Raw genomic sequence first — 20,015 nt, forward strand, 5'->3', positions numbered from 1 at the left:
AAGCCAGTTTAAATTGAACTGGCTTTTTACTATTTTGACTTAAATTAAGCTAAGTCAAAACGATCAAGATTCATGACTTTAGTCCATGCAGCAACAAAGTCTTGAACAAATTTTTCTTTACCATCTGCCTGAGCATAAACCTCTGCTAATGCACGTAAGATTGAGTTTGAACCGAAGACTAAATCATTACGTGTTGCGGTAAATTTTACTGCGCCGGTTTTACGGTCTTTGCCTTCAAAGACTTCGCTTGTTGAGTCAACAGGTGCCCATACAGTAGACATGTCGAGTAAGTTCGTAAAGAAGTCTGTACTGAGTACACCAACCTGTTGGGTAAATACACCATGTTGCGAACCATCCCAGTTGGTGCCTAGTACACGTAAACCACCAATCAATGCAGTTAATTCTGGTGCAGTCAAAGTCAATTGTTGTGCTTTATCAATTAATAACGCCTCGGTTGCTGCACTGACTCCCTCTTTTTTCCAATTCCTAAAACCATCTGCAAGGCCGAGAAGTAATTGGAAAGATTCGACATCGGTTTGACTTTGTAATGCATCAACGCGACCAGGAGCAAATGGAACACTAATATTAAAGCCCGCCGCTTGAGCGGCTTGCTCTACACCAATGTTACCTGCAAGTACAATTAAGTCAGCCAGTGACAATTGAGTAGATGCTTTGAGTTCTTCAATTTTAGTTAAAGTCTCAACAGCTTTTTTATTTACTTCCCAACCACGTTGTGGTGATAAAGCAATACGTGCACCGTTTGCACCACCGCGTTTATCTCCACCGCGGAATGTTGACGCGGAAGCCCAACCAAGCGAAACCAATTCGCCAGCAGATAGCCCTAGTGCAACGATTTTTGCTTTTGCATCAGCAACGCTTGCAGCAGATGGTATAGCGCTCGCAGCTGGTAATGGATCTTGCCAAATTAAATCTTCAGCAGGAACCTCTGGACCTAAATAACGTGCTTTTGGCCCCATATCACGGTGAGTTAACTTGAACCAAGCACGGGCAAAAGCATTGGCAAATGCTTGTGGGTCGTTAAGGAAACGACGAGAGATCTTTTCAAACTCAGGATCAAAACGTAAGGTCAAATCTGTAGTAAGCATTGTTGGCTTGCGTTTAACTGATGGGTCGAATGGATCTGGAATGATCGCTTCAGCATCTGCCGCTACCCATTGAATTGCACCAGCAGGTGAACGCTCTTGTACCCACTCGTATTTGAACAGGTTTTCAAAGAAGTAATTGCTCCATTGTGTTGGCGTTTGTGACCAAATCACTTCTAAACCTGAAGTGATTGCATCTTTACCGACACCAGTGCCAAAACTATTTGACCAGCCAAAGCCCATCTGTTCAATTGGTGCTCCCTCTGGATCAGCTTGAACATGGTCGGCAGAGCCAGCACCATGGGTTTTACCTAAAGTATGGCCACCGGCAATTAAAGCAACAATTTCTTCGTCGTCCATTGCCATGTTGCCGAAAGTGGCACGGATAAATGGTGCAGCTGATTTAGGGTCACCGCTGGCTTGTGGACCTTCAGGGTTTACATAAATTAAACCCATTTCGGTTGCAGCTAAATTGCTACCTTCCAGTGCTTCAGAGTTTCGATGAGCTAACCATTCTTTTTCATCACCCCAGTTTACATCGTTGTCTGGTTCCCAAACATCTTCACGACCTGCACCAAAACCAAAGGTGCGGAAACCCGAAGACTCAAGTGCGATATTTCCAGCAAGAATAAATAAATCTGCCCACGATATTTTTTGACCATATTTTTGCTTAACTGGCCATAGTAAGCGACGCGCTTTATCTAAGCTTGCATTGTCAGGCCAACTATTTAATGGCGCAAAACGTTGTTGACCACGACCAGCACCGCCACGACCATCACCCATACGATATGTACCGGCAGCATGCCATGCTAAGCGAATAAATAGGCCTGTATAATTTCCCCAATCGGCTGGCCACCAATCTTGGGAATCTGTTAACACATTTTTGATATCAGCTTTGAGTGCGTAATAGTCGAGTTTTTTAAATTCTTGACGGTAATTAAATTCTTTACCGAGTGGGTTAGAGCGTTCTGAATGTTGGTTTAGTAAGTCAACGCGTAGTTGTTTTGGCCACCAATGTAAGCTAGGCGTGCCACCACCGATTGTTACCTCTGGTTTTGATTTATGGCCTGAAAAAGGGCATTTTGATTCGTCTGACATGGTTATATTCTCTCTGGGTAATAATTATTGAGCTCTTGATAAAGTAGTAGGGCTCATTTTCCTGGACTTTTGGGGGAAAACTCATGTTTATTAAATAAAGAAATGAGTGAACAAATGGTGAGAAAAACCGTTTTAAAATTCTTTTCACTAAGATGTTGTCTCATGATTTTTTATATTTAATAATCCATCAGATTCCTTTAATTGTTATTCCTCCAATTTACTGTATGAAGGTTAAAAAACAAGAGGGAAAATCAGATGAAGGTTGTAAATAATGATGCATAGAATTACCTCTTCAATTGTTGGAACAACGTAAGATCTTTTAATAACGCTCTATAAACATAGTAAAAGTAGAAGTTTTATTTTTCAAATGGATTAAACTGTCAATATTAATTTAAAAAACCGATTATATGTTTATTTAAAAGATTAAGATGGCGGCAATAGTGAGATGAAATTTTTTATATTTAGTTGTAGTAGACGTGATTTCAAATGAATAAAGGAGAGCATTGCTCTCCTTTATTGTTTATATATTAAACATTTACGATTCGATTCGATTTAACCATATCAGCTAAACCGTGAGTTTTAAAATAGTACTCAAGCCAGCTTTTCACGATGAGTGGATTATTCATTTTCATGACATCATCCAGCAATTTTTGTGCATCTGTCATAGGTACATGACAAATTGCTTTTCTTACTCGCAAAATGTTACTCGAACTCATCGAAAGGGTGTTGAAGCCCATCGCCATGAGCAGGATTGCTGATAATGGATCACCTGCCATTTCACCACAAATACTGATAGGTTTTTTGTATTCATGACATTCTTTAACTAAGCGGGTTAGCGCACGTAGAATGGATGGGTGAAAGTGTGAGTAAACGTTTGCTACATGTGGATTATTACGGTCAACTGCAAGTAAATACTGGGTTAAGTCATTTGAACCGACCGAGAAGAAATCGACGAGTTCAGCAAACTCATCAATTTGTAGCAGTACGCTCGGCACCTCAACCATAATTCCAATTTTTGGTTTGGTAATTTTAACTTGCTCTTCTTCTTGCACTGCAATCCAGTCACGCTCAAGTAAATAAAGTACTTCTTCTACTTCACTGACTGTAGTGACCATTGGCAATAAAATATGCAAATTATTTAAACCAATACTGGCTTTGAGCATGGCGCGAATTTGCGAAGAAAAAATCTCGGGATGATCAAGCGTGAAACGAATACCACGCCAGCCTAATGCCGAGTTTTCTTCTTCAATACTGAAATACGGCAAGTCTTTATCGGCACCAATATCCAGAGTTCGCATCACCACAGGTTTGTTGGCGAAATGGCTCAACTGTTGACGGTAGATTGCACGTTGTTCTTCTTCACCCGGGAAACGTTCCCGTAGCATGAAGGGAATTTCACTTCGGTATAGACCAACACCTTGAGCACCGCGTTGTACTCCGCGTACTACGTCAATCATGAGACCTGTGTTCACATAGAGCTGAACAGACACACCATCTGGAGTAATCGCTTCTTTGGTCTCGTATTGTTTGAGATCTTTTGCGATTTGCTCATCTTCTTTCTGAATTTCTTTATAGCGTTGGCGTAAACGACGTGGCGGATTAACAAAAACACGGCCCTGATAGGCGTCCACAATCATTTCTGCATCATCAAGTGTGTTCACTGGCAATTCAGTTACACCAACTACGGTTGGAATACCTAATGCACGAGCCACAATCACCATATGAGAGTTGGCCGCACCTTCGGATGTCACAATCGCTGCAATATTGTCTACCGGTAACTCTACAAGTGCCGCAGTACTAATCTCTTCACCAATTAAAATACTGTCTGGACTCAGTTCACGATGGCTAGAATCTTCTTCTTGCAAAGAGGCTAAAATACGTCGCCCTAAATCTTTAAGGTCGGAAACTCGTTCACGAAGATAATCATCTTCCATCTGTGCAAATAGGGCAGTATGTTTTTCAATTACACGACGCACCGCACCTTGTGCCCAATGCCCATCACGGATCAGTTCTTTAATTTCTGCTGGTAATGCATTTTCATCTAGCATTCTTAAGAAAACACTAAATAAAGCGCGCTCTTCGGCCATGAGTGAATCATGCATTTTTTCATCCAGAGAGCGAATCTCTGAACGTACTGATGAAATGGCTTGATCTAAAATTCGAAGTTCATCGCTAATATCTTCTGCTTCACGATCAGGCACAGAACCCAAATCGGCAGGCGGATATAAAATAATAGCACGACCTAAAGCAACACCACCTGCACCTGAAGCGCCTTGAAAGGTTTTGTAGGCAGGTCCATTACTCGGCTTACGAAATACATCAATATTACCTACTGCATGAGCATGAGCAATAACGCCAGAAAGCTGAGCACATAGTGTAACTAAAAAGGACTCGGCAGCTTCACTAAAATCTTGAGGAAGTTTGTTTTGGACAACCAAAACACCCATAACCTTACGACGATACATGACTGGTACGCCGAGGAAAGAGTTATAAATTTCTTCGCCTGTTTCAGGTAAATACAAGAACCGCTCATGTTTTGGCGCATTGTCAAGGTTAACAATTTCTTCACGCTGCCCAACCAGACCGACCAAGCCTTCACCGAGTTGCAAAGAAACATGGCCTACAGATTCTGGATTTAAGCCTTTAGAGGCCATTAAGACATAGCGCTGATTGCGTTCATCGAGTAAATAAATAGAACAAACATCCACTTTCATGGCCTCAGCAACCTGATTAACCATGATGTCTAATGATTCATGCAAACTGACGGACGCATTAACCTCTTGGACAATGCGCCGTAGAGTGTCGAGTTGCATGTTTGACATGGATGTATACTCCAGTATTTTTTTAGACTATGAATGTATTTATAACAGCACTTTTAATAAAAATCATTTGCTAGATAAATGATTTTTAGGGTAATTGTTGCATCGGCAACTGTGTACACAACTCCACCATGGCTTTACGATAAACATCACGCTTGAAGTTCACCACTTGTCCAAGAGGATACCAATAGCTAACCCACTGCCATTCATCGAATTCGGGCGGGTCGGAAAGGTTTAACTGAATATTTTTTGCAGGCGCAGTTAATTTCAGTAAAAACCATTTTTGTTTCTGTCCGATACATACGGGGTCAGAGTCTGACCGAATGTACCGATGTGGCAAACGATAACGCAGCCATCCTTTGGTTTGCGCAATAATCTGGACATGTTCGGGCAATAAGCCGATTTCTTCTCTCAGTTCTCGAAAAAGTGCCTGTTCAGGGGTTTCTCCAAACTGGATGCCTCCTTGTGGAAATTGCCAAGCATTGTGACCAATGCGCTTTGCCCATAAAACCTGTCCATCATCGTTTGCCAAAATGATCCCGACATTCGGTCGGAAACCTTCTGAATCGATCATTTGGCTACCTAAATATTGTCTATATCGTTGACTTTAATCGCGGGGACAAACACTTTTTTATGTCCAGCTCGAAAAGATCAAAGTAAAATGTTTAAATTGCTACGATCTTAACGAATTTCTATCGACTAGCGGAGATAGATTTACATTTTTTTTCTTAAATTTCAGTTTAAACGAGAATTTTCATGAAACTGGCGTTGTTTGATTTAGACCATACCTTGTTAAATACCGATTCAGACCATTCTTGGGGTGAATTTTTAGTCAATGAAGGTTTGGTTGATCCGGTTCATCATCGTCAGATGAATGATAAATTTTATGAAGATTACAAAGCAGGGCAACTTGACCCATATGCTTATAATGAATTTGTTTTCGGATTTTTAACTCAACATGGCAATGACTACTTAACTGAGCTTCACCAATTGTTCATGCAAAAAGTCATTCGTCCGCAAATGCGTCCAAAAGGTTTTGATGCAATCAAAAAACATCAAGATTTAGGCCATACTATCGTGGGTATTACGGCAACAAGTGATTTTATTACTGCGCCGATTTTCCGTGAATTTGGGATTACCGAAATTTTAGCAACCAATGCTGAAGTGGCTGATGGAAAATATACGGGTAAAGTTGCTGGTTTAGCGTGTTATCAAAAGGGCAAACTTGCACGTCTAGATGCATGGTTGGAAGGCCGTAACGTGTCTGAGTCTTGGGCATATTCCGATTCAATTAATGACCGTTTTTTACTTGAATATGCAACTCATGCGATTGCAGTAAACCCTGACGATCGTCTTGAAAAGCTGGCTCAAGAACACAATTGGGACATTCAGGACTGGTCGATTTAAGATTATGGAGTTGGAAGAACAGTTTAAAAAGTTTTGAGGTCTTCCAACTCTTAAAGATATTTAAAATCATATTTTTAATATTCCTTATAAATCTTAGCTCCAAAAAGACATGGGTATGTCTAATAGAAAATAAATTTTATCTGGCTAAAGATATTCAGAATATAAAAACTTTAATTTAAAAATGAGGGCATAATGTCAAAAACAACACCAATTAAATTACCAAAACAACTTTGGAATGATGAAAGTATTGATTTAACACGTCATAGCTATCAGGGGAAATTACTTAATAAAAGCGAAGGTTTCAAATTAGGTAAGTCTCAACGTAAAAAAGTACCGCGTGAACAGCTATCAAAGCTTTCTGAACGACCAAAAGGTACAACTGCCTTAACGATCTATGATTGGAGTAACCAAGGACGTTTAGAAAAGCTCAAACCGATTCGTGCAAAACGGATGAGTGTTTCTCCATTTACATTTTATCGTGGCATGCCTTCTTTGATGCTATTTGACCAAGCGTGGGAACAGGTAAATTCAGGCTTATTTCAACAGATTTGTGGTGATTGTCATTTAAGTAATTTTGGTGGTTTTGCAAGTCCAGAACGTAACCTGTTATTTGGAATTAATGATTTTGACGAAACTTTAGTTGCCCCGTTTGAATGGGATGTAAAGCGTTTAGCAACCAGTTTTGTGATCGCGGCGCGTGATATTCATCTTGCAAAGAAAGTCGGGTTAAAAGCAATTAAAATAATGCTGAATAGTTATCGTCAGCACTTATTAGAAATTACAGAACTTTCACCACTCCAAGTTTGGTATGAAAAAGTTGATGCCAGTACATTATTAGAAAATACTGAGTGTCGAAAACTAAGAAAGAAACGCGAGAAGCATCTTGATTCAGCACAGAAAAGAACGGCGTACTCTGTTTTGCCGAAGCTTACGCAGCAAGATCAAGATACAGGATTTCGTCATTTTGTGGATGATGCGCCGTTATTATGGCATCCAAGTGCAAATGAGCCATTTGCTAAAGATGTTGATGTATTCTTTCAACAATACCGTGATTCTTTGAAATACGATCGCCAAGTACTTTTTGATCGTTATCAACGTACAGATGTAGCTTTGAAAGTGGTGGGTGTCGGAAGTGTTGGTACTCGATCAGCGATTGCATTATTTCAGGATGCAGATCGGGAACCCTTAATTTTACAAATGAAAGAAGCGAATCCATCAATTCTCAGCCCCTTATTTGTAGACAAGGTAAATCATGAAGGTGAGCGCGTAGTGCATGGTCAGCAGCTTATGCAGGCCGCAAGTGATATATTTCTTGGGTTCTCTTCAATATCGACTCAACATTTTCATGTACGTCAGTTACGCGATATGAAAATTTCGGTTGATCTTAGTGACATGGATGATGAGTATTTCTATGAGTATGCCGAAAGTTGTGGTTTAGCCTTGGCTCATGCCCACGCTAAATCTGGAAATGCAGATGTACTTATGGGATATCTTGGCGAAGGTAATACGATAGTAGAAGTATTACAAACGTATGCAGAAGAATATGCAGAACGTAATCTAAATGACTATGACCAATTTATGAATGAAGTTGCAGATGGTAAGATTCAGCTCGCTGGAGATGATGCACTTTAATAATAAGCATGCTGCTACAGATGACAGGAAATAATTCGAAAGGTTAGAGAAAAAATGTTTAGTAAAATTATGTCTGGTTTGGGTCTTCAAGGTGTGACGGTAGAAACTGTTTTGCAGAACCCAAGCTTGCAAGCAGGTAGCACATTGCATGGGGAAATTAGCTTTAAAGGTGGATCGTCTGATAAAGAGATTAATGGTCTTTATTTGCAATTGGTGACGATGGCAGAAGTCGAATCTGGTGATCATGAGTTTAACCAACCTTTAGTTTTACAAGAGTGGTTAGTGAACTCTCGATTCCTCTTGCCAGCCCATCAAGCGCATTCTTTCCCTTTTAGTATTCAACTACCATTTGAGACACCGATTACAGAGGTTGCTTGTCGACGAAATGGTGCACGGGTTTGGATTCAAACCCATATGGATGTTGATTGGGGACTAGATGCGACTGATCGTGATTATCTAAAGGTTCTGCCAACTCTAGCCATGCAAATGTTTCTACAGGCTATGCAGCGATGTGGCTTCGTTCTATCGACAGTAGATGTAGAAAAAGGGCAGCTGACTGCGCGAAATTTTAGATCAACGATTGGTTGTTACCAAGAGCTTGAATTTGTCTCTTCACATATGTTTAGCGGATTTAATGAAGTTGAGGTATCTTTTGTTGCTGAATCTAATCAAACTCACGTTATGCTTGAAGTAGACCGCCATTTTCGATCAGATCAGCTATTAACGATGACGATTCCACATCATATGCTTGATGAAAACCAAATGGTGCAACAAATTCGAAGCCTCTTAAAGCTTGGATAAATTAAATTAGAGTAGATGCTTAAATGAGAGTCTTTTATGCATCCTGCATCATTTTAATTAACTCCTGCATGGCTCTAGATTGAGTACGTGCAGGATGCCAAACCATACCTAATTGACGATTCATCTCAACATTTAAATCAAGCTGCTGCATATCCTGATTCAACAGAGTTTTTGGTAAAACTGACCAACCTAAACCAATTGACACCAACATACGAATAGACTCAAGAGGGTTATTACTCATGGTGATTTTTGGTTTAAGTCCTTGTTTTTCAAACTCAGCTAAAGTGATTTGAGCAGTATAAGTTTGTGCAGCAGGTAATAAGCTTGGATATTCAATTAAATCTTGTAAGGTGAGATTCTTTTTTTGCGCCAACGGATGAAAAGGGGCAGCAACAAAAACTAAAGGATCATTCCAAATAGTAATGTAGTTAAGACGCTCATCTCCTGAAGGAGGAAGCGTTAAAAATGCTAGTTCTAAATCACCAGCCAATACTTGTTCATGGGCTTGCTCTGAGTCAACAAAATGCACATCTAGGGTAACTTGAGGAAATTGCTGAACAAAATGCTTAAGTGGTGCGGGTAAATGATGTAAACCAATATGGTGACTCGTACCGATTTTTAAGCGGCCTTGTACCTGAGTTTGTTCATGGCTCAGCGTATGGTGAATATCACCTAGCTCATTTAACCAGTTTTTAACTTTAGGAAGTAAGGAATGTGCAGCATGAGTTGCCTGAACACCTCGACCTGCAGATTCGAATAGTTTTACGCCAAAATATTCTTCTAAGCTGTGAATTCTTTTGGTAACAGCAGGTTGAGTAATAAATAACTGATCTGCTGCCACAGAGATAGACCCTGTTTCCATAACTTTTACAAAAGCTTCAAAGGCTGCAAGATTCATAATACAACTCAACTTGGAATAGAAAAATCGAGGGGCTAAAGTTGCCGAGCCAAAATCGTATCATGCTTGCAGCAAAACGAGTGAGAAAGTTGTGAATTACCGCACTAATCTTAGCCTAAGCCGTTGTTTCTTTTTCAGCTAAGGCTGATACGCGGCGATCTTTAGCAGCCCAAACTTTTTCATGGAAGAAAAAAGCAAAAGCTTGTACGGTTGGTTCAAGCATACTTAATGTTAAAGCCATCCAGATATTACCTGTTACAAAGTATGCGACTAGCATTGCGACAGTAATATGCATAATGTAATAGCTTAAGGTTTTCTTTAAGGTACGTTGATTATTTATAACGAATTTTTGGATATTAGCCATGATCATTCTCTTTAGCCACTTTAGATATTTTTAGTATAGGCATTAGAGTATAAGATTAAAAATTGATTATGCAAATGATAATCATTAACAAAAACGATTTATTAAATTTGATGTGCCTTATGGAAATTATAATTTATTCCAAAAAGTTTTCTAATTTATAAAAATGATAAATTAGATTTATGTGAAACTCTGGCTATAATCGAAGAAAGATCAGAATTACCCAGTCCAATGGAGCAAGACGACATGGCAGGCAAAACTTTATATGACAAATTGTGGGATGACCACGTTGTTTCACAGCGTGATGATGGCTCATGTTTACTATACATTGACCGTCATTTATTGCATGAAGTGACTAGTCCACAAGCATTTGAAGGGTTGCAACTTGCGGATCGTCAACCATGGCGTTTAAGTGCAAACGTTGCTACACCAGACCACAATGTTCCAACGTCTAAAAAGGAACGTGACCAAGGCATCGCAGGTATTGAAGATGATACATCTCGTATTCAAGTTCAAACCTTAGATGACAACTGTAAAGCCTTTAATATTGTTGAGTTTAGTATTAATGATATTCGTCAGGGGATTGTGCATGTAGTTGGGCCTGAACAGGGCTTAACTTTACCGGGCATGACGGTCGTATGTGGCGATTCACATACAGCGACTCACGGTGCTTTTGGTTGCTTGGCGCATGGTATTGGAACATCTGAAGTTGAACATGTGTTAGCAACACAATGTTTGATCCAGAAAAAATCTAAAAACATGTTAGTTCGTGTAGATGGCGTATTGGGTAAAGGCGTAACACCAAAAGATGTTGTGTTAGCCATTATCGGTAAAATTGGTACTGCTGGTGGTACGGGCTATGCAATCGAATTCGGTGGCCAAGTTTTCCGTGATATGTCGATTGAAGGGCGTATGACGGTATGTAACATGGCGATTGAAGCAGGTGCTCGTGTCGGTATGGTTGCAGTTGATGACAAAACTATTGAATACGTGAAAGGCCGTAGCTACGCACCAAAAGGCGAGCAATGGGAACAAGCAGTTGCTTACTGGAACACATTGCATTCAGATGAAGATGCTGTGTTTGATGCTGTAGTTGAGTTAAATGGCGCAGAAATTGAACCACAAGTATCTTGGGGAACTTCACCAGAAATGGTTATTCCAGTTACTGAAGCTGTACCAACTTTAGAACAAGCGAAAGATGACGTTCAACGTAATGATTGGACACGTGCTTATCAATATATGGGTTTAAATGCGGGTCAAGCATTAGCTGATATTCAGCTTGATCGTGTCTTTATTGGTTCTTGTACGAACTCTCGTATTGAAGACATCCGTGCTGCGGCTGAGGTGGTTAAGGGCCGTAAAGTGGCGTCTACCATTAAGCAAGCCATGATTGTTCCGGGTTCTGGTTTAGTCAAACAACAAGCTGAAAAAGAAGGCTTAGATAAAATCTTCTTGGAAGCAGGCTTTGAATGGCGTGAGCCGGGTTGTTCAATGTGTTTAGCAATGAATGCAGATAAGTTACAACCAGGTGAACACTGTGCATCGACATCAAACCGTAACTTTGAAGGCCGTCAAGGCAATGGTGGTCGCACTCACTTGGTGAGCCCGGCAATGGCAGCAGCGGCTGCAATCGCTGGTCACTTTGTTGATGTTCGTTCATTTTAATTCGGTCTGGAGCAAACCATGAAAGCTTATACAGTTGAACAAGGTATCGTTGCACCATTAGATCGTGCCAATGTTGATACAGATTTAATTATTCCAAAACAGTTTTTGAAATCAATCAAACGTACAGGTTTTGGCGACAACTTATTTGATGAACTTCGTTATTTAGATGAAGGCTATCCTGGGCAAGACAATTCAGTACGTCCAAAAAATCCAGATTTCGTTTTAAACCAACCACGTTACCAAGGAGCAACAGTTTTAATTGCTCGTACTAACTTTGGTTGTGGTTCAAGCCGTGAGCATGCACCTTGGGCATTAAATGAATATGGATTCCGTACGGTTATTGCACCAAGCTTTGCTGATATTTTCTTCAATAACTGTTTTAAAAACGGCATGTTACCTGTCATTTTGCCAGAAGAGACAGTTGAGCAGTTATTTAAAGAATGTGCTGCTAATGAGGGATATCAATTAACAATTGATTTAGCCGCTCAAGAAGTACGTACTCCAACAGGTGCAGCATTTAAATTCGAGGTAGATCCATTTCGTAAGCACTGCTTGTTAAATGGCTTGGATGATATTGGTTTAACGCTTCAAAATGCGGACGCAATTCGCGCTTATGAAGAAAAAACTAAACAAGTTCGTCCTTGGATATTCCAAGAGTTAAATTAACCTTTTGGTACATTTTAAACATAGCCATGGCGTAGCGTTCAAACTCTTGCTAACATGCTAAAGCATAAAAACACCTTAAAATTATGCACTAGATGAGGATTGGGCTTGAACAATGAAGAGGAACGTTACTCATAGCTTTTTGTTGAGCCTGTGCGCAATAACACTCAGTGCTTGTCAAAGCACTTACAATGTAGTGGATACTGTCCGTATTAAGCAGGCTGAACAAGAAAATTTGGGGCAGAATGCAACAATATATTGTTCGGGCGCGAAGAGTTGTGAATTTGAACGACTAAATGATATTACTGTGGTAGATGCACAAACACGAAGAATTAGTAATCAGGCAATTCATCAAGGGATTGTGAGATTACAAGGTTCAGTGCTTAGCCAAACTAACAGCTTATATTTATCTGTGCCTGCTAAACAATATGAAGTGGTGATCCGTTTCTATCCGATTTCTCCAGATCGGGCCGAAACAATCCATGTTATTCACCAGTTTAATGCCAACCATCGCTATACATTTAAAATGTACCGAGACAAAACTAACCGTTCCGGTAGTTTGCTGAATGTTTCTGTACCAGATCCGTTGTGTGTTGACTTAGAACAAGATGAGCGTGTTATTCGCCGTTTCTGTCGACCATTTAATGTGATAACAGGGCTAGGTGAATTCGTCGAACAGAAAAAACTAACCCCACGGTAGTTATAACGCTGCTTGTCTTTGAAAATGGAAAAAGTTCATGTCTAAACAGATTTTAATTTTAGCTGGTGATGGTATTGGTCCTGAAATTGTTGGGGCGGCAGAAAAAGTATTAAATACAGTAAATGAAAAATTTAATTTATCATTAACTTGGGAACATGGCTTATTAGGCGGCGCGGCAATTGATGCACATGGTGAACCATATCCAGCTGTAACAAGTGAACAAGCAAAAAAAGCTGATGCCATTTTATTAGGCGCCGTTGGTGGACCAAAATGGGACACCATTGAGCGCTCTATTCGTCCTGAACGTGGTCTTTTAAAAATTCGTAGTGAACTTAACTTGTTTGCTAACTTGCGCCCAGCGATTTTATATCCCCAATTAGCAGATGCTTCTAGCTTAAAGCCTGAAATTGTTGCTGGCTTAGATATTTTAATTGTCCGTGAATTGACTGGCGGTATCTATTTCGGTCAGCCACGTGGTATCCGTGAACTCGAAAACGGTGAAAAACAAGGGTATAACACTGACGTTTACTCTGAAAGCGAAATTAAGCGCATTGCGAAAGTGGCTTTTGAACTTGCAGGTTTACGTGGTGGTAAAGTTTGTTCGGTCGATAAAGCCAACGTTTTAGAAGTTACAGAACTTTGGAAGCAAACAGTTACTGATTTACAGCAAGCAAGTTATTCAAACATTCAGCTTTCACATATGTATGTCGACAATGCTGCAATGCAACTTGTACGTGCACCTAAACAGTTTGACGTGATCGTAACGGGTAACTTATTTGGCGATATCTTATCTGATGAAGCAGCAATGCTTACAGGTTCAATCGGTATGTTGCCATCTGCATCGTTAGATGAAAATGGTAAAGGTATGTATGAGCCTTGTCATGGTTCTGCGCCTGACATTGCGGGTCAAAATGTGGCTAACCCATTAGCAACTATTCTTTCTGTTGCAATGATGCTTCGTTATACCTTCCGTGAAGAAGCTGCTGCAAAAGCAATTGAAGATGCGGTAGGTCAAGTACTTGATCAAGGCTTGCGTACAGCAGATATTATGTCTGAAGGCATGACAAAAGTAGGTACAGCTGAAATGGGTGAGGCTGTTGTAGCTGCTCTTGCTTAAAAGCTTATTACAAAAAACGCAGCTCAATGCTGCGTTTTTTTGTGCCTATGTTTTAGCATGCTTTACCTTCATATTGAATAGACTCAGCAATATCATTCTTCAGCTGAAAAATAACTTTGCAGTTGAAATTTAAATCGTAAGAATTACCACCCAGATTACCTGATTGTATAGCGACAGAATTACCTCTCATGTCGACATTAGTCACCATCGGGATTGGAATGTTTAATGGCCGTAAAATCGTATAGATGAGCTGATTGGATGTTTTTTGCGGAGTATCGGCGACTTGAAAACCAAGACTACGTAGATTGATATCTTGTTGAATGGTCGCCGAGGATTTACCTAAAAAGCCTTTTAAATATTCCTGTAAATCTACGGATTGACGTGGGTGGTTAGCACAACCATTAAGACAAATAATGATGAAAGATAATAAGCCAATTTGGCAGCGGGTATATATGTTCATTTTTCTCACTATATAAAATTATATTTATTGTTATAGGACGGTAGGTTAGATTGACTAGCTTGTAAAGAAAAAAAGTAAGATCAAGATAAATGGAGAAAGAATAAGTTTATTTAGGGATTCATACTAATATTCAAAAGGCTTTATAATTATTTTGTAAAAAACTTAAGGAAAACATGATTAAAAAAATACTTTTTGCATTTTTATGCAGCTTCGGAATGACTGCAGTGTATGCAGATAACTGTGATAGTGCCCGAAACACTTATGATGATATTTACTGTACAAATAAAATTTATGCGAGTGCTGATGCAGATCTGAATAAGAACTATCAAGCACTGCGAGTAAAGTTAAACACAGCGCAGAAAAATATTCTTAAGAAGTCTCAGCTTGCATGGATACGTCAACGTGACGCAGAGTGTACAGATATTCAAATAGAAATAGTGTAGACGTGCAATGTCGTTTACAGACAACGCAAGAAAGAAACCATTGGCTGCAAGAAAGATTGCGTGAATGCCAAACGGTAGGATGTAAAACCAGTCGCTTAAATGAATAAATGACGCAATAAAAAAGCCACATCATGAAGTGGCTTTTTTGCATTCACTAATTAGCGAGCACGGTACGTAATACGACCTTTAGTTAAGTCGTATGGAGTCATTTCGACTTTTACACTGTCACCAGTAAGAATACGAATATAGTGTTTACGCATTTTACCAGAAATGTGTGCAATAACTTCGTGACCGTTTTCAAGACGTACACGGAACATCGTATTAGGAAGCGTTTCGGTGACAACGCCTTCGAACTCAATGAGTTCCTCTTTATTGGCCATAGCCTACCTGATGATCAAATTGGAAAGGCGCAAATTATAGTCAATTTTTTTAAAAAAAACAAGATAGACACACTTCTGCTAAAGCATCTGGTTAAAGTATGACTAATAAAAAAAGATGTAATTTTTTTCACAAAAGAAGTGTAATTCTGTTGTCAGTTTGGTCAATCAACGCTAATCTAAAATCATAGTTATTAGGGACTGTTAATTGCATAAAGGTCAACAACCCTAAATATCAATGAAGTATCTACATGGAAGGGCACTGCGTGGGTCAGCTAACAGATGCATCAGTTGTATTACGCTTTGGCTATCAAGCGATTCGTCGTGCGGGTTTGCCAACAGAAGAAATATTAACCAAAGCGGGAGTTGCTTTAAATCAGGTCGATACCAATGCACGTACACCGTTAAGTGCACAGTACGCCTTTTGGACTGCCGCTCAGGAAGTCAGTAAAGATCCAGATATCGGTCTGCATTTAGGTGAACATTTGCCTTTGTATCGAGGGCAGGTGATTGAACATTTATTTATTAGTAGTGAAACCTTTGGCGAAGGCTTAAAACGAGCCTTAGCTTATCAACGTCTCATTAGTGATGCATTTGATGCAAAACTAGTAGTGGAAGATGGTCGTTGTTATTTAACCAATGGCGAACAGATTGGTGCTGACAATCTCGTTAATCGCCATTTCTCTGAATGTGCAATTTCGGGCGTGCTTAGATTTTTTAAGTTCATTACTGAAGGGCAATTTCATCCTATCTTCATCGATTTTAATTTTAGCGAAGGAGCTTCTGAGGATGAATATTTCCGTGTATTTGGCTGCCCGGTTAGCTTAGGTCAGAAAGAGACACGTTTATATTTTGACCCAGCTATTTTGGATTTCCAGCTTTGGCAGGCAGAGCCTGAGTTATTACAATTGCATGAGCAGCTCGCAATTGAAAAATTGCAGGAATTGGCTCGTTATGATCTGGTGGGTGAAGTTCGCCGTGCGATTGGTTCAACGCTTGAAAGCGGAGAAACAACATTAGAGACGGTTGCTGCCCAGTTGAATATTACACCGCGTCGTTTACGGACGCAGTTAAGTGAAGCAAATACCAGCTTCCAGCAAATACTTTCTGACTATCGTTGTCGTTTAGCTAAAAAGCTTCTAGCAAATACCAATGAGAGTGTTGAACGTATTGTGTATTTAACAGGTTTCTCTGAACCAAGTACGTTCTATCGTGCATTTAAGCGTTGGACGAATGAAACACCTGTGGAATACCGCAAGCGTAAACAGCATCGCTAGATAAGTATATGTAAAGTTGGCTAAGCTTACTCAGGTAAGTTTAGCCAATGTGGCCCAAGTGGTGGCTGCGGCAAATCAAACTGCTCAGGATAATTACACTGAATAAAATAAAGGCCATCGGGTGGAGCAGTTACCCCAGCTGCCTTACGATCCTGCGCTGCAAACATTGCATCGATATGATCAATCTCATACATACCTTGACCAATTTCGAGTAAGCAACCGACAATATTACGCACCATATGGTGTAAAAAACCGTCTGCTTGAATATCTAACACCAAATAGCGACCATGTTCAAATAGACGGCAATGCGTTACATGTCGTACAGGCTTATTGGACTGACATGCTGCTGCGCGAAAAGTTTCAAAGTTATGCGTTCCTTCAAATTTACTGGCAGCTTCAATCATCTTTTGCACATCTAGCTTTTGGTAAATGTGCGTAACTTGCTTGTGTAATAGTGCTGGGCGATGAGGTGCGTTATAGATGATATAGCGGTAACGTCGAGCAGTCGCTTTAAAGCGGGCATGAAAACTTTCATCCATCAGTTTAATCCACTGAATGGAAATATCTTTAGGTAGTTGGCTATTTGCCCCTCTTAACCACCCCGTTTCTGGACGAATGGCATTCGTATCGAAATGTGCCACCATGTTGGTTGCGTGTACTCCCGCATCAGTACGGCCCGCACCGTGAAGTGCAATGGGCTCATCTGCAATTTTACTCAGTACACGCTCGATCGTTTCTTGAACGCTGGCAACGCCTGGCTGTTGTGTTTGCCAACCTCGGTATTGAACTCCGCTAAATTCAATACCGACCGCATAACGTTGCATAGCTTTACCTCTATTTAATGCAAATTTTCATTCCAATGGCTTAGCCATTGTTCTGGGGTTGGGTATTTTAAATAGATTTGAAGTGCTTTTGCATAAAGATCTGCATGACTATGTGCATCACTAATGACAATTTTTGCAGTTTTAGCCCAGGCACTAATCGCATAACGTTGATCAATACCACCGAATGTCACCTGAGTCGTAAGAATCGGAACGCAGCCACGTGTGTAAAGCTCATCTAATGTTGCGAGTAATTCTTGGTTTACTGCAATATTGCCAGTACCAAAACCTTGTAACACTAAAAAGTGTGGTGGGGCAGGAAGTAAGTGACGTAATTGCTGTACTAAGTGCTGTGTTGCAATCGGTTGCATCATCCAGTTTAAAATCTGGAAGGAAGCAGCTCGTTCAATTTGAGCATCTTGTACGATCAATTCATTTTGCTGAGGTGTAAACTCAGCTTCACTACTTAACCCTGAGAATGCATCGAGTTCAGTCGTATGCGTTTTTAATGCAGTTTGCGCATGGAATACTTGATGATGGAATGCGAGATAAGCTCCTACAGGTAGAACAATCACTTGTTCTAATGCAAGATATAAGTTTTCAATTGCATCCGTAAATTCACGGGTATTATCACCTTGAATATTAAGTAACGGATATTGGCTACCGGTAATCACAATATGACAGCTTTGGCCTAAAAAGCGAGCTAAGGTTGCAGCCGCATAACTGAGCGTGTCTGTACCATGAATAACAACGAAATGCTGGTAACCTTCAAGTTGTAGTTGTTGTATGCGTTGAATCAGGCGTAACCAGTCAGGTGCCGTACATGCACTGCTATCAACAATATTGGGTGCGGCAAAGCAGTCAACTGTTAAGTGTGGGGGAATCACTTTTTCAAGTTGAGGCAAGAATTGCTCATAAGGCATAGGAGCTAGAGGTTCACCAATGCAACCAAAAGTACCACCCATATAAAATAAGGCTATTTTTTTCATATTTTTTGCAGGCATAAAAAAGCAGTCATCTCTGACTGCTTATGGTAAATCGAACAGTTCTAAGAAGCTATGAGATTAAGTAAGTTTTTCGCGCGTTGTTGTTGTTCTGTGTTGAATTTTTGCTCATTGCTTGCCAATAAGGCTTGGGCTGATGGGTAAGCACCTAACTTGATATATTGCTCAGCCAGTTTTAAATCGAGTTCATTTTCATCTAACTGTTTTAACTCTGGAAAGGCTTCAAGAAGTGGATCTTTTATCTGATCTTGAACAGACTCTTTGCTTACTAAATCTATATGATTTTGAGTTTCAATCTCTGGTGCTATAACTAACGCAGACTCATCTAATGAGAACTCTAGAGGTGCGATTGGTGTCGTTTCTAATGGAGTTTGTTCTACTAATTTAAGTCCATCTAATGGTGGAACTTGTTCATTAGATTTCGACTCTGTATTTGGCGGATTTAATTCAAGATTAAAATCTAATGTATTGGCGTTATTCTCTTGATTTGCTGGTACTTCTACTACTTGAGTTTTTTCCTTAGTTTCATATAAAGGTGCCAAGTCAAAAGAAAACTCTAAATCAGCTAGATCGTTTTTTTCTTGAGATGACGATAAATCTAGTACTTCTTGCGATGTTGATAATTCTGGTTCGTGTACAGGTTGGCTAGTATTTTCTGTAACTGCAGTTTGTTCAAATGAAAAGTTAAATTCTAAAGGTTCAACTTCAACAGTAGGTTCTTGTTTTACAGGTGTATAGTCTTTCTGCAAGTCATCAAAAGAAGTTTCAGGAGAACTTGTTGTTAACTGATCAAACTGAGCAGTTGTGTCTGGAGTATCTTTGGGTTCTTCATATGTTTTAGCTTGAGGAAAATCAATAGCATCGGGTTGTCTTGATGACTCATATTCTTTTTTTCTAGCTTCTGCTTGAGTAGCTATTTCATTTAATGCCAAGCTGCGAATATGACTAACAAGTTGCTGAATCGCAAATTCATCTTTTTGAGCAATATGAATCTCAAGAAGTAATAAATACAGTTCATGTTGGGTATTATCTTTTTTCAGCGCTTGATTGACTTGAGCTTCAGCGGCTGAGAATTGTCTTTCTCGAATGAGCTGTAGAATGGTTTGACGTAAAACTTCTGGTACAGGATTACTTTGTGGAAGAGCGGGAGCCGCTTCTTCAACCACATTTACTTTACTCTTTTCACGCGAGTTTTTATTCGATTTAGCATTCGCTTTTTTATTACTTTTTCTATTTACCGTCTTCGGGGAAGTGGCCTCTTGTTTTTGATTATTCTCGCGCTTTTTTAAAACAACAGCGACCACGAGCAATATGATAAACGGAATCACATATAACATTACTTTCCCCTTAAAAAAATAAATATTTGCAA

At 39.8% G+C, this 20,015-nt stretch carries 18 protein-coding genes and 1 pseudogene; 9 read left to right on the forward strand and 10 right to left on the reverse strand.

Annotated elements, in window-relative coordinates:
* Positions 1-44 precede the first annotated feature (44 nt).
* The 3 genes from katG to HJG58_RS00690 all read right to left on the reverse strand — a co-directional run bounded on the left by katG (position 45) and on the right by HJG58_RS00690 (position 5,594).
* A complete protein-coding gene (katG, locus tag HJG58_RS00680) occupies positions 45-2,201 on the reverse strand; it encodes a catalase/peroxidase HPI (protein ID WP_170247604.1) in 2,157 nt (718 codons plus the stop codon).
* A 527-nt stretch (positions 2,202-2,728) separates the two neighbouring features.
* Positions 2,729-5,023, reverse strand: a complete 2,295-nt coding sequence (gene ptsP / locus HJG58_RS00685; RefSeq protein ID WP_046811459.1) for a phosphoenolpyruvate--protein phosphotransferase — start codon at positions 5,021-5,023, stop codon at positions 2,729-2,731.
* Between the two features lie 85 nt (positions 5,024-5,108).
* Entirely contained in the window at positions 5,109-5,594 is a 486-nt protein-coding gene (locus HJG58_RS00690; RefSeq protein WP_000567255.1) for an RNA pyrophosphohydrolase, read from the reverse strand.
* 182 nt (positions 5,595-5,776) lie between these two features.
* Between HJG58_RS00690 and HJG58_RS00695 the strand changes: the two genes are divergently transcribed.
* The 3 genes from HJG58_RS00695 to HJG58_RS00705 all read left to right on the forward strand — a co-directional run bounded on the left by HJG58_RS00695 (position 5,777) and on the right by HJG58_RS00705 (position 8,860).
* Positions 5,777-6,427: an HAD family hydrolase gene (locus tag HJG58_RS00695; protein WP_170247605.1), complete on the forward strand. Its 651-nt coding sequence runs from the start codon at positions 5,777-5,779 to the stop codon at positions 6,425-6,427.
* A gap of 192 nt (positions 6,428-6,619) precedes the next feature.
* Entirely contained in the window at positions 6,620-8,059 is a 1,440-nt protein-coding gene (locus HJG58_RS00700; protein WP_170247606.1) for a DUF2252 domain-containing protein, read from the forward strand.
* A gap of 54 nt (positions 8,060-8,113) precedes the next feature.
* Positions 8,114-8,860, forward strand: a complete 747-nt coding sequence (locus HJG58_RS00705; RefSeq protein ID WP_170247607.1) for a sporulation protein — start codon at positions 8,114-8,116, stop codon at positions 8,858-8,860.
* Positions 8,861-8,894: 34 nt separating this feature from the next.
* Here the strand turns inward: HJG58_RS00705 and HJG58_RS00710 are convergent, their stop codons facing one another.
* Together HJG58_RS00710 and HJG58_RS00715 are read right to left on the reverse strand one after the other, a co-directional pair.
* On the reverse strand, positions 8,895-9,758 hold the full coding sequence (locus HJG58_RS00710) for a LysR family transcriptional regulator (protein WP_017482003.1): 864 nt from the start codon (positions 9,756-9,758) through the stop codon (positions 8,895-8,897).
* Between the two features lie 115 nt (positions 9,759-9,873).
* Positions 9,874-10,128 carry a DUF2061 domain-containing protein gene (locus tag HJG58_RS00715; protein ID WP_017482004.1) on the reverse strand — a complete coding sequence of 85 codons (255 nt, stop codon included), beginning with the start codon at positions 10,126-10,128 and terminating at the stop codon, positions 9,874-9,876.
* 237 nt (positions 10,129-10,365) lie between these two features.
* Between HJG58_RS00715 and leuC the strand changes: the two genes are divergently transcribed.
* From leuC to leuB, 4 genes are all read left to right on the forward strand, one after another.
* Positions 10,366-11,784, forward strand: coding sequence for a 3-isopropylmalate dehydratase large subunit (gene leuC / locus HJG58_RS00720; RefSeq protein ID WP_002115007.1), 1,419 nt, complete (start codon positions 10,366-10,368; stop codon positions 11,782-11,784).
* An 18-nt stretch (positions 11,785-11,802) separates the two neighbouring features.
* A complete protein-coding gene (leuD, locus tag HJG58_RS00725; RefSeq protein WP_170247608.1) occupies positions 11,803-12,450 on the forward strand; it encodes a 3-isopropylmalate dehydratase small subunit in 648 nt (215 codons plus the stop codon).
* Between the two features lie 112 nt (positions 12,451-12,562).
* On the forward strand, positions 12,563-13,147 hold the full coding sequence (locus tag HJG58_RS00730) for a hypothetical protein (protein ID WP_046811456.1): 585 nt from the start codon (positions 12,563-12,565) through the stop codon (positions 13,145-13,147).
* 37 nt (positions 13,148-13,184) lie between these two features.
* Positions 13,185-14,264 carry a 3-isopropylmalate dehydrogenase gene (gene leuB / locus HJG58_RS00735; RefSeq protein WP_151964032.1) on the forward strand — a complete coding sequence of 360 codons (1,080 nt, stop codon included), beginning with the start codon at positions 13,185-13,187 and terminating at the stop codon, positions 14,262-14,264.
* Between the two features lie 52 nt (positions 14,265-14,316).
* On the opposite strand, the gene HJG58_RS00740 is transcribed toward leuB, so the two are convergent.
* Positions 14,317-14,724: a hypothetical protein gene (locus HJG58_RS00740; protein ID WP_170247609.1), complete on the reverse strand. Its 408-nt coding sequence runs from the start codon at positions 14,722-14,724 to the stop codon at positions 14,317-14,319.
* Between the two features lie 173 nt (positions 14,725-14,897).
* Between HJG58_RS00740 and HJG58_RS00745 the strand changes: the two are divergent.
* Positions 14,898-15,274 (forward strand): annotated as a pseudogene (locus HJG58_RS00745) (lysozyme inhibitor LprI family protein).
* A 51-nt stretch (positions 15,275-15,325) separates the two neighbouring features.
* Here the strand turns inward: HJG58_RS00745 and infA are convergent.
* Positions 15,326-15,547, reverse strand: a complete 222-nt coding sequence (infA, locus tag HJG58_RS00750) for a translation initiation factor IF-1 (protein ID WP_001284370.1) — start codon at positions 15,545-15,547, stop codon at positions 15,326-15,328.
* A 263-nt stretch (positions 15,548-15,810) separates the two neighbouring features.
* On the opposite strand from infA, the gene HJG58_RS00755 reads away from it, so the two are divergent.
* A complete protein-coding gene (locus HJG58_RS00755) occupies positions 15,811-16,821 on the forward strand; it encodes an AraC family transcriptional regulator (RefSeq protein WP_170247700.1) in 1,011 nt (336 codons plus the stop codon).
* Positions 16,822-16,847: 26 nt separating this feature from the next.
* Here HJG58_RS00755 and truA read toward each other — a convergent pair whose 3' ends face one another.
* The 3 genes from truA to HJG58_RS00770 are packed head-to-tail and all read right to left on the reverse strand — an operon-like array spanning position 16,848 to position 19,983.
* On the reverse strand, positions 16,848-17,645 hold the full coding sequence (truA, locus tag HJG58_RS00760) for a tRNA pseudouridine(38-40) synthase TruA (RefSeq protein WP_170247610.1): 798 nt from the start codon (positions 17,643-17,645) through the stop codon (positions 16,848-16,850).
* A 14-nt stretch (positions 17,646-17,659) separates the two neighbouring features.
* Positions 17,660-18,631: an asparaginase gene (locus HJG58_RS00765; RefSeq protein WP_170247611.1), complete on the reverse strand. Its 972-nt coding sequence runs from the start codon at positions 18,629-18,631 to the stop codon at positions 17,660-17,662.
* Between the two features lie 59 nt (positions 18,632-18,690).
* Entirely contained in the window at positions 18,691-19,983 is a 1,293-nt protein-coding gene (locus HJG58_RS00770) for a hypothetical protein (protein WP_171545188.1), read from the reverse strand.
* Between the last annotated feature and the right edge of the window lie 32 nt (positions 19,984-20,015).

Source organism: Acinetobacter geminorum, assembly GCF_013009345.1.
Taxonomy (GTDB): domain Bacteria; phylum Pseudomonadota; class Gammaproteobacteria; order Pseudomonadales; family Moraxellaceae; genus Acinetobacter; species Acinetobacter geminorum.

Coding starts and splice junctions, on each gene's coding strand:
- katG (WP_170247604.1), bottom strand. CDS start 2,201: ATGTCAGACGAATCAAAATGCCCTTTTTCAGGCCATAAATCAAAACCA.
- HJG58_RS00705 (WP_170247607.1), top strand. CDS start 8,114: ATGTTTAGTAAAATTATGTCTGGTTTGGGTCTTCAAGGTGTGACGGTA.
- HJG58_RS00710 (WP_017482003.1), bottom strand. CDS start 9,758: ATGAATCTTGCAGCCTTTGAAGCTTTTGTAAAAGTTATGGAAACAGGG.
- HJG58_RS00695 (WP_170247605.1), top strand. CDS start 5,777: ATGAAACTGGCGTTGTTTGATTTAGACCATACCTTGTTAAATACCGAT.
- HJG58_RS00690 (WP_000567255.1), bottom strand. CDS start 5,594: ATGATCGATTCAGAAGGTTTCCGACCGAATGTCGGGATCATTTTGGCA.
- HJG58_RS00770 (WP_171545188.1), bottom strand. CDS start 19,983: ATGTTATATGTGATTCCGTTTATCATATTGCTCGTGGTCGCTGTTGTT.
- HJG58_RS00715 (WP_017482004.1), bottom strand. CDS start 10,128: ATGATCATGGCTAATATCCAAAAATTCGTTATAAATAATCAACGTACC.
- leuB (WP_151964032.1), top strand. CDS start 13,185: ATGTCTAAACAGATTTTAATTTTAGCTGGTGATGGTATTGGTCCTGAA.
- leuC (WP_002115007.1), top strand. CDS start 10,366: ATGGCAGGCAAAACTTTATATGACAAATTGTGGGATGACCACGTTGTT.
- HJG58_RS00740 (WP_170247609.1), bottom strand. CDS start 14,724: ATGAACATATATACCCGCTGCCAAATTGGCTTATTATCTTTCATCATT.
- HJG58_RS00765 (WP_170247611.1), bottom strand. CDS start 18,631: ATGAAAAAAATAGCCTTATTTTATATGGGTGGTACTTTTGGTTGCATT.
- leuD (WP_170247608.1), top strand. CDS start 11,803: ATGAAAGCTTATACAGTTGAACAAGGTATCGTTGCACCATTAGATCGT.
- HJG58_RS00700 (WP_170247606.1), top strand. CDS start 6,620: ATGTCAAAAACAACACCAATTAAATTACCAAAACAACTTTGGAATGAT.
- infA (WP_001284370.1), bottom strand. CDS start 15,547: ATGGCCAATAAAGAGGAACTCATTGAGTTCGAAGGCGTTGTCACCGAA.
- truA (WP_170247610.1), bottom strand. CDS start 17,645: ATGCAACGTTATGCGGTCGGTATTGAATTTAGCGGAGTTCAATACCGA.
- ptsP (WP_046811459.1), bottom strand. CDS start 5,023: ATGTCAAACATGCAACTCGACACTCTACGGCGCATTGTCCAAGAGGTT.
- HJG58_RS00730 (WP_046811456.1), top strand. CDS start 12,563: ATGAAGAGGAACGTTACTCATAGCTTTTTGTTGAGCCTGTGCGCAATA.